The organism is Actomonas spartinae, assembly GCF_051209155.1.
Taxonomy (GTDB): domain Bacteria; phylum Verrucomicrobiota; class Verrucomicrobiia; order Opitutales; family Opitutaceae; genus Actomonas.
This window is the reverse complement of record NZ_JBPJGB010000006.1, coordinates 162,823-171,732: the sequence shown is the minus strand read 5'-3', so window position 1 is coordinate 171,732 and position 8,910 is coordinate 162,823. Positions and strand designations below refer to the sequence as shown.

Genomic DNA, 8,910 nt, shown 5'->3' with positions numbered 1-8,910 from the left:
GAACCACCAAACCATCCTGCGTGCGCTGGCTTTTAAATGGATCCGCATCCTCTGGCGCTGCTGGCACGACCGCGTGCCCTACGACGAAACCCGCTACCTGGCCGCCCTTCAACAGCGGCACTCACCCTTGGCCACCCAACTCGCCGCCGCCTGATTTTACTTGCTCAGTTGGCCTCAGGAGTTGGTTAGCCTCTTTCTTTTCCGACTCCGACTCGGGGCGTCGAAGATTGATGGTGTCGAACTTGGACTTTCCGAGGTGCTCCCGCCAGAGGCTGAGGCCGATGTCTGGAAACGAATAGACGTGGGGAAACTCACGCTCGCCCCGATTTAACTTGGCACTGCGTTCGATCGCCTTGGCGATCGTATCGACGTCGGAGTCGTGGACAGGAATCGAATCGAAAACCACCGAGAATGAGGGATGTGCGGAATACTGGATGTCCTCTACCTTCTCATCGAGATCGTATCGGATCTGAATGCAGCTATCGAAAAAGCAATCCTTCGCGGGAAACTGAATCCCCCACTTTTCATGGGCCGCTTCGACGTAGTTTGGCGATCCGAGAAGCTCACGAACTTCCTCGCGCCCCATTCCGAAACGAACCGGCCCGATACCAATGGTGGGCTCTACCAAGTATTCATTCATCTCCGGCTAACGATTGAACTCAGCCGCGGCGGGCGAAGCCCGACGTTGGCTGCGGTGGATGGATGGGCCTATTTCTTTTTTCCGTCCTCAATTAGAATCGAATTTCTTGCCTAGTCTTTTTCGCGAGAAAGAGGAAAAGCGCAGTCGCCAACGCAAATGCTCCGGCACCCCAGAACTCTCGACCGATGGCGGCAAGAACGACGTTTATCGCGAACATTGCCCCCGCAAAAAGAAACAAAAGCCAGATGCCCAATGTGAGCCAAGGAGACGGATAATGTGACCTGCGTTTGCCCATCAGTGTTATTAGCCCGCACCTGATGCAGTAATAACGGAATGCAAAGCCGTGGCAAAATGATCACCACCGCCATATTTCGCGTTCATAGCCAGGAGATTGCACACGGGATTGGTGGTCTTCAAGCCAACGATCATTTCCCAAAAAGATGCATTCGTTGGCCTCTTTTCGGGAAATGATCGTTGGGTATTTTTGCCGCCGGCGAGGTCGGCAACTGTGTTTCACCGCGGGGGAATCCGCCACACGTTGGCCACCTCGTCGACTTCCCCTCCGAGGTATCGCTCCACCACTCGGTCGATCACCGGCAGTGCACGATGCGCCATTAGGGTAAACGTGTCCTCGCCATCCGCGTTTGGCGTGTGATCCGGGAATGCGCGCCGCGTGCGGCTGATCCGATAGGCGTCCGATAGATCGCTCTCGCCCAGCGCACGCGCCACGCCTTCGCGGCCGAGGACGAAACCCAGCAAGCCGCCCCAGGTCGCCGTCGGGTTGTCCGCATCCCAGCCCGCCAGACAGCCGATCCGAATCGTGCGCCGGAAGTCACCCTCACCGTAGAACAGGCTCACCAGGCTCGCTCCGAAATTGATCAGGGCGTCAAAGGGCTGCTGATAAACGTAACCCGCCTCGCCGCCGACTTGATAGCGTTGGTAGAGTTCGTCCCGGGTGGACTCCCAGTCGGTCTTGTCAGGGTTTTCCTGATACGCCGCGGCGACAAAATCATACATGTGCGCCGCCACCGATTCCGCGGGGAGCTCGGCCCGCGCCACCTGCGCCGCCGCCACGAGTTGGGGGCCCAGCGGCTGCGCCGCATCGAACCGCGCCGCCAGTGCATACATCGTCACGTAAAACTCCGCCACCGCCGCTGCTTCGCCGCTCGCGGTCGTGCGAATCGGTAGGTGCGCGAGCCGCCGCGCCACCGCCGGATTTCCCGGCGCGAAGAAGCCGAAGAACTCGGTCGTCAGCTGCGCGTCGATCATCTCGCTGTCGGGATTGTTCGCCGGGTCGCTCGTCGCCGGCGGCAGCATCCCCGTGCGCATGAGCTCGTAGGCGCGCTCGTTGGAGACCCAGAGGTAGTTTTCGCCGTCCTGATTAAAATTGTCCGACCAGAGGTGCGCCAACCAACCGTCGCGAATCTGCGCCGGCGTGAGCACCGGATCTTCCGCCGCTTCCAACAGCGATTGGTAGAGGTATTCGATGTCCGTGTCGTCATCCGCGCCCCACGGTTCCGCGCCGCGAACCAGGAAAAAATCGATCACCGGCGAGGGGCCCGCCCCGCCCCACATGTTCGGCTGATCCGGCTGACCCCAGTCCGCATCGGTGTAGAACGGCGCCGCCACCCGGTCCATCTCGGTGGTGAGTCCGGTCCAGTTGGCCACGCACGACCCCAACCAGAAACCGGCCAACTGTTCGGCGTAGTGCGCCCGCGACACCACCCAGACATCCGCCTCTGCCTTCGACTCCGCCCCGTTTGCCCAAGTCAGACCCAGAACTGCCAACCCGACCACGACGCGCCGAACACCGGATATTGTCATGGCCACGATCGTCGCGATCCGACGCGGCTTTGCAATCGCGCGGGGTGCATCATCATCGCACCGCCAAGCGAAGCCTACCGCACGCTAATCACCCAGCCGATTTGGGCAACAGCCCCCTATAGCATTGACCCCTTTTCCGGCCCCCTTTTTCGGCCCCATTCGGGATTCCGGACTCGCCCAAGGCACGAAAATCGCTCAACTAACTCCGTTGTCTCACCCAACGCCAATCGGCCTCCTCCGCGAGGCGCGATTTTCACTCCGCGAGCGTTTACCCCTCCCCCTTCCCTCCCACCCCCAGCACGCCGCTGAAAAGTAATTTCCTATCAGTTGGAAATTCCGCCCCGGCAAGAAGGGTGGCCGCGCGGTGAACACCCGGATGCAGGTTCCCATTCCATTCAACATCACTGACTGACGATCTCATCATGGCAGTCTTCTCCCCATTCTCTCGCTTTACCCGCACCTGTGTCGCCGTCGTTGTTGCCGGCCTTCTGGTTCCGGTATCGCTTCACGCCCAGATCCGCGAAGCCCCCAAGAATGAAATTTCCGACGAAGTTTCGGAAGCTCTGGGCAAACTGCAGGAACTGACTGCCCCGGAATCCAACCGCTACGACGAGGCCCTCGCCCTGATCGACCAGTTGATCGCCCAGGCCAATCCCGAAAGCTACGACGTGGCGGTCCTCAACCAGGCCAAGGTCCAGGTGCTGCTCGAGCAATTAAACCACACCGGCTCCATTCAGCCGCTCAAGGACTCCCTTCGGCAGGACCGCGCCTACGGCGTCATGGCCATTGCCAAGACCAGCAGCAGCCGCGCCATCGGCCAGCGCATGACGGACCTGTTCGACATCGCCAACCTCGACCAGCAGCCCACCCCGCGTTTCCAGTCCAAGCCGGTTTATCCGTTCGAAATGCGGCGCGCCGGCATCACCGGTGAGGTCCACGTGGCCTTCATCGTCGATAACAAGGGCAAGGTGGTGCAGGCCTACGCGTTCCGCTCGTCCCACCGCGAGTTCGAAAAACCCGCCATCCAAGCCGTTTCCAAGTGGAGGTTCCGTCCCGGCAAGAAAGACGACCGCGCGGTGAACACCCGGATGCAGGCCGCGATTCAATTCAACATCACCGACTGACGGACGCGACAAGGGGCCGAAAAGAGAGAGGGAAAAGGGGTCAATGAGGCCCCAGCGCGATTCCCGAGTCCGTCTGGTCGAAATTCAAAAGCCGGAAAAGGGTCAGGCCTTGGGGTTTGGGGTTCGACGCTCGTGGTCCAGCTTGGATCGGGTTGCGCGAGCGGCAGTGGTTTGATCCAGAGATAGGTTCTTGCGCCAGAAGACCGGCACATCGCTTCACCTGAACGACCGCCTCGACGGTGACCCGGCTTTGCAATCGCGGCGACCTTCGTGTATTGCCGGCCCCTCATGCCTCGCCGCTACCCCCCCACCGTTCGTGCCGTGCGCACTCGCGAAGCGCTCTCCGCGCTGCAGTTGCGCTTGGATGCGTTCGGCGATTTGCCGCGACGCAACGGCTTCCAACTTTTCAAACAGGGCGCGGTCACCGAGGTCTCCTCGGTCGCCGACCACCTCGTGAGCGCCACCGTCATCGGCGCCACGCCCAAGCCGCTCACCGTCACCCTGTTCCTCACCCGCGGCGACTGGACCACCCGTTGCACCTGCCGCGCCCACAGTGACTGCGCCCACGCCTACGCCGCCGGCCAAGCCTGGCTCGCCGCGGTGGAATCCGGCCAGCCCGACGGCCGCGATCCCAACCAGATCGAACCCACCGCCGCCGCCCGCCGCGCCGCCACCCTGCCCCCCGCCGGTGACCGCGCGCTCGAAGCCGAGCTCGGCCGCTGGCTGCGCGCCCTGCCCGAGCCCAATTCGACCGAATCCGATCCCGCCGCCGCCGGTCGCGCCGCCTTTGCCAACGTGCACGACCTGCGTGTCCGCCTCGACTTGCTCGGCAACTGGTTGGTCGAACACCGCACCGCCCCCGACAAACCGTGGAAGGCGCCCTCGAAGGCCTGGCTCGCCGAACTCGCCCGCCTGCGTCCGTCCGACTTCGAATTCCTGCCGCCCGCCCTCAGCGCCCTCGCCGCCGCGCTCGGTGCCGAGTTTCGCCTCCTGCCCAACGGCTTCAATCCGCGCCAACCCCTCGAGCCCACCGCGGTCTCCGGCCTGTTGCGCAACACCGCCGCCCGTTCCGCCCTCTGCCTGCACGACGGCCGCCCGTTCACCATCGAGCCCGAGCCCCTCGCGCCCCAAGCCACCGTCAACGCCGACGACCCCGACCGCTTCGACCTGCACTTGGTCGCGCCCGACGGTCGCCCGGCCGACACCGCCAAACTCGTCGCCGCCGAGCCACAGCCCCTCTACCTTTTCGAGGGCGACCTCTGGCGCGGTCCGCCGCCCACGCCCGCCGAGTCCCTGCCCGTCGCCGCGTTGAGCGATGCCCGCCTGCTGCCGCGTTTGCGCGCCCTCAAGTTGCGCCTGCCTGACGGCCACTCCGCCGAGTTGCGCGTCATCCGCCTCAAACCGCGCCTCAAGTGCTGGCTCTCGCCTGCCATCGACGGTCAGGAACGCGACTTCCACGCCCAACTCACCGCCCGCAGCGAGGATCCGTTTTGCGAGCAGATCTTCACCGGCGAAGCCATCGGTTGGAAGTGGAACCCCAAGGCCATGCCACCGCCGCGTGTCGCGGGCGTAACCGCGCTCGACTTCGACCTGTCCGACGCCGAGGCCGCCAGCGCGCGCTTCGGCGGCTTCCGCCTTACCTGGGACGGCTGGGCCGAGTCGTGGATGCGGCCGGTCCACGACGACTTCGCCGAGGACTTCATCGACTGGCACGCCCGCCAGCACCGGGAAGTCGCGCTCGATGTCTCGCCCGAACTGGCCAGCCTGCTGGGCGCACCGCTCAAGGCCAGTGTATCCACTTCCCTGGCCCGCAACGCCACCGCCGATCAGGATTGGTTCGGCCTCAGCGTCGACCTCAAGGTCGAGGACACCAAACTCACCGCCGAGGAAGTTGCGCTGCTCGCCAAGGCCCAGGGGCGCTGGGTCCATCTGCCGCGTCAGGGCGGCTGGCGCCGCCTGAGCAAGGACATCAACTGCGACCCGCTAATCGCCGCCGCCCTCGAGCGGCTCGGACTCGGCTTCAGCGACGTGCTCAACCACGGCCGCCCGCTCAAACACGAGGTGCACCTGCTGGACATGGCGCTGGAGGCGGAGGCCCTCGCCGATCGCGACAGTGTATTCGTGCACCTGTTACAGGATCGCGCCGCCAAGCTCCGCGCCCTGCCGCCGCCACCGGTGCCCGCCGGTCTCGGCGCCACCCTGCGGCCTTACCAGATCGAGGGTTTCCACTTCCTGTGCCACCTTTCCGCCAACCACCTCGGCGGCATCCTCGCCGACGACATGGGCCTCGGTAAAACCGTGCAGACCCTCGCGTGGCTTTTGCATCTAGCGGACGCCAAAATCGAAAATCCAGAATCCAAAATCCAAAATCCGAAGCGTCCCTTCCGCGCCCTGGTTGTCTGCCCCAAGAGCGTGATGCACGGCTGGCAAACCGAGACCACCCGCTTCGCGCCCGACTTCGCCATCGCGCCCTTCGACCCGATGCAACGCCGCGCCGCCGTGGCCGACACCGGGCCGCGCATCCTCGTCGCCAACTACACCCAACTGCGCCTGCACGCGCAGACTTTCCGCGAGGCGGAGTGGGACGCGGTGGTGCTCGACGAAGGCCAGTTCATCAAGAACCCGCGCAGCCAGGTCGCCGTCGCCGCCCGTTCGTTGCGCGCGAAGCGCCGCGTGGTGCTCACCGGCACGCCGATCGAAAACCGACTCTCCGATCTGTGGAGCCTGTTCGCCTTCGCCCAGCCCGGCCTGCTCGGCGATCACGCCGGCTTCCGCCGCCAATACAGCGACGTCGACCCCGGCGCGCTCGAACTGCTGCGGCGCCGCGTGCGTCCCTTCCTGCTCCGCCGCACCAAGGCCCAGGCCGCGCCCGACCTGCCACCACGCACGGAGGACGACCTCGTGATCGAACTCGAGGGCGAACAACGTGCCCTTTACGACGCCGAGCTCAAGCGTGCCCGCGCCACGCTCCTCGGGGTCGAGTCGCCCAAGGAGCTCGACCAGGTGCGCTTCCATGTGCTCGCGAGCCTGCTGCGCCTGCGGCAGATCTGCTGTCATCCCGGGCTCATTGATCCGGCCCACGCCAAGTTGCCCAGCGCAAAACTCGAGGCCCTGGTCGAGCTGGTCAGCGAGCTCGCCGAGGAAGGCCACCAGGTCCTCGTCTTCAGTCAGTTTGTCGGCATGTTGGAGATCATCCAACGCCGCCTTGCCGCCGAGAGCATCGGCCACCTCATCCTCACCGGCGCGACCGAAAACCGCGGCGAACTCGTCGAGCAGTTTCAAAACGATCCGTCGAAGACCGTCTTCCTCCTGTCGCTCAAAGCCGCCGGCTTCGGTCTCAACCTCACCGCCGCGAGTTACGCCGTGCTTTACGACCCGTGGTGGAACCCCGCCGCCGAGGCGCAGGCCATCGACCGCATTCACCGCATCGGCCAAACGCGTCCCGTCATCGCCTACCGCCTGTTGTCCGATCGCACCATCGAACAAAAGATCCGCGTCCTGCAGCGCGAAAAAGCCAACCTCGCCGCCGCCGTCATCAACGAGGACAACCTCGCCCAGGTCATGGACCTCGACAACCTGCGCGCGGTGCTGAGCTAAACAATGGCGGTGACCAACCGCAGATCACGCCGAGGGACGCAGATGAATCAGAGGCTGGTGCCGGGGTCGGTGACCCCGGTCTCCCCGGATCGCCGCGGGCGGGCGCGGCTGCTCAGGCCGACACCAATTCGGTGCGCCACGGTCCGATGAGGCTCTCAAAGGTCGTCGCCGCGATATGCGGCAGGCGTTCCCGGCCGTCGCCGGCGCGGGAGATCACCCGAAAACCGTAGAAGGAACTGGAGAGGCATCCGGCCAACAACGCCGTATCGGTCGTGCCCTGCAATTCGCCTTCCGCGACCGCGTCGTCGAGTTGCTGCCGGATCCACGCCTCGCCGCGCACCATGCAATCCTGCACCTTGGTCCGAATCGCGGTTTCACTGGCTTCGCACTCCAAGGAGGCGTTGACGATGAAACAACCCCGCTCGCCATCCTCACTGGCAGCCTGATCCACCATCGCGTCGTAAAAGGACCGCAGTCGCGCCAGTGGCGACGGCGCTTCGAGGTGCTGATCGCGAATCCGATCGGCCATCGTCTGGTAGTGATCGATGCACTCCAGGAAAAGCCCCTCCTTGCTGCCGAAACGGCCATACAAACTGCCCGGCTGCAGCCCGGTCGCCTGAACCAAGTCGGAGATCGAGACCGCACGATAGCCCTTCTCCCAGAACAGGAGCGTCGCCTTCCAGAGGACTTCGTTGCAGTTGTATTGAGCGGGCCGGGCCATCGGATCAGAGGACAAGGGAAAGGTTATTGAATATTTATTCAAGAATGAATTGACGTGCCGCCAAACCACATCCTGTTCTTGAGCGTTCACTCAATAATTCACCCTTACCCAGTCCTTCCCAACAACATGAGCACCTCCCTCTCTTCCTCCGTCGCCCTCGTGACCGGCGCCAACCGCGGCATTGGCCGCGCCCTTGTCAACGGTCTGCTCGACCGCGGCGTGACCAAGATCTACGCCGCCGCCCGCAACGTCGACGCCCTCGCCGACCTCGTCGAGGCCCATCCCGGCCGCGTCGTCCCGCTCGCGCTCGACGTGACCCAACCGGATCAAATCGCCACCGCCGCTCGCACCGCAGCCGACGCGACCATCGTCATCAACAACGCCGGCGCCGTCGCCAACCCGGATCTGTTTGGCGAGTCCCTCGATGGCGCCCGCCAGGAGTTCGAGGTCAACTATTGGGGCCCGCTCCAAGTGATCCGAGCCTTCACGCCCGTCTTCAAGGCCCGGGGTCACGGCGTCTTCGTCAACGTGTCGAGCGTCGCCGGCCTCTCCAACTTCCCGGCCTTCGCGACCTACAGCGATTCCAAGGCCGCCGTGCACTCGCTCACCTCCGGCGCCCGCCTCCTGCTCGGCGGCAGCGGCATCCGCCTCATCGGCGTATACCCCGGCCCCGTCGACACCGACATGGCCAAGTCCATTGAAATGCCCAAGGCGACGCCGGCCGACGTTGCGGCGACCATCCTCGACGGCATCGAGAGCGGCGCCGAGGAGGTCTTCACCGACGACTTTGCCCGCGGCTACGCCGAGCCCTACGAAGCCGGTCAAAAGACGCTGGAGCGCCGCATCGCGGGCATGCTTCAACCGGCCTGATCCAACCACCTCGGCGAGGACCACCCTCGCAACACGACGCGCCCGCGGTCACTTCGACTGCGGGCGTTTTTATACTCCCGCCGCCAACCCGCGCGGCGACGTGCTCTCCAAACCCCGCGTGATCCTGTAACGAC

The 8,910-nt window shown here is 64.4% G+C and carries 6 protein-coding genes; 3 read left to right on the top strand and 3 right to left on the bottom strand.

The window, feature by feature from the left end:
• Positions 1 to 121: 121 nt before the first annotated feature.
• Positions 122 to 640: a hypothetical protein gene (locus AC0MRV_RS20380; protein ID WP_472766365.1), complete on the bottom strand. Its 519-nt coding sequence runs from the start codon at positions 638 to 640 to the stop codon at positions 122 to 124.
• A 513-nt stretch (positions 641 to 1,153) separates the two neighbouring features.
• A complete protein-coding gene (locus tag AC0MRV_RS20375; protein WP_472766364.1) occupies positions 1,154 to 2,464 on the bottom strand; it encodes an ADP-ribosylglycohydrolase family protein in 1,311 nt (436 codons plus the stop codon).
• A 422-nt stretch (positions 2,465 to 2,886) separates the two neighbouring features.
• Here AC0MRV_RS20375 and AC0MRV_RS20370 point away from each other — a divergent pair, with 422 nt between their 5' ends.
• Both AC0MRV_RS20370 and AC0MRV_RS20365 read left to right on the top strand, forming a co-directional pair.
• The gene (locus AC0MRV_RS20370) at positions 2,887 to 3,588 is read left to right on the top strand and encodes an energy transducer TonB (RefSeq protein WP_472766363.1); all 702 of its coding nucleotides are present in this window, start codon (positions 2,887 to 2,889) and stop codon (positions 3,586 to 3,588) included.
• Between the two features lie 321 nt (positions 3,589 to 3,909).
• A complete protein-coding gene (locus AC0MRV_RS20365; RefSeq protein ID WP_472766362.1) occupies positions 3,910 to 7,185 on the top strand; it encodes a DEAD/DEAH box helicase in 3,276 nt (1,091 codons plus the stop codon).
• Positions 7,186 to 7,297: 112 nt separating this feature from the next.
• Here AC0MRV_RS20365 and AC0MRV_RS20360 read toward each other — a convergent pair whose 3' ends face one another.
• Complete coding sequence (locus AC0MRV_RS20360) at positions 7,298 to 7,906, bottom strand: TetR/AcrR family transcriptional regulator (RefSeq protein ID WP_472766361.1); 609 nt, start codon at positions 7,904 to 7,906, stop codon at positions 7,298 to 7,300.
• A 126-nt stretch (positions 7,907 to 8,032) separates the two neighbouring features.
• Between AC0MRV_RS20360 and AC0MRV_RS20355 the strand changes: the two genes are divergently transcribed.
• Entirely contained in the window at positions 8,033 to 8,776 is a 744-nt protein-coding gene (locus AC0MRV_RS20355; protein WP_472766360.1) for an SDR family oxidoreductase, read from the top strand.
• Positions 8,777 to 8,910 lie beyond the last annotated feature (134 nt).

Coding starts and splice junctions, on each gene's coding strand:
- AC0MRV_RS20360 (WP_472766361.1), bottom strand. CDS start 7,906: ATGGCCCGGCCCGCTCAATACAACTGCAACGAAGTCCTCTGGAAGGCG.
- AC0MRV_RS20380 (WP_472766365.1), bottom strand. CDS start 640: ATGAATGAATACTTGGTAGAGCCCACCATTGGTATCGGGCCGGTTCGT.
- AC0MRV_RS20370 (WP_472766363.1), top strand. CDS start 2,887: ATGGCAGTCTTCTCCCCATTCTCTCGCTTTACCCGCACCTGTGTCGCC.
- AC0MRV_RS20355 (WP_472766360.1), top strand. CDS start 8,033: ATGAGCACCTCCCTCTCTTCCTCCGTCGCCCTCGTGACCGGCGCCAAC.
- AC0MRV_RS20375 (WP_472766364.1), bottom strand. CDS start 2,464: ATGACAATATCCGGTGTTCGGCGCGTCGTGGTCGGGTTGGCAGTTCTG.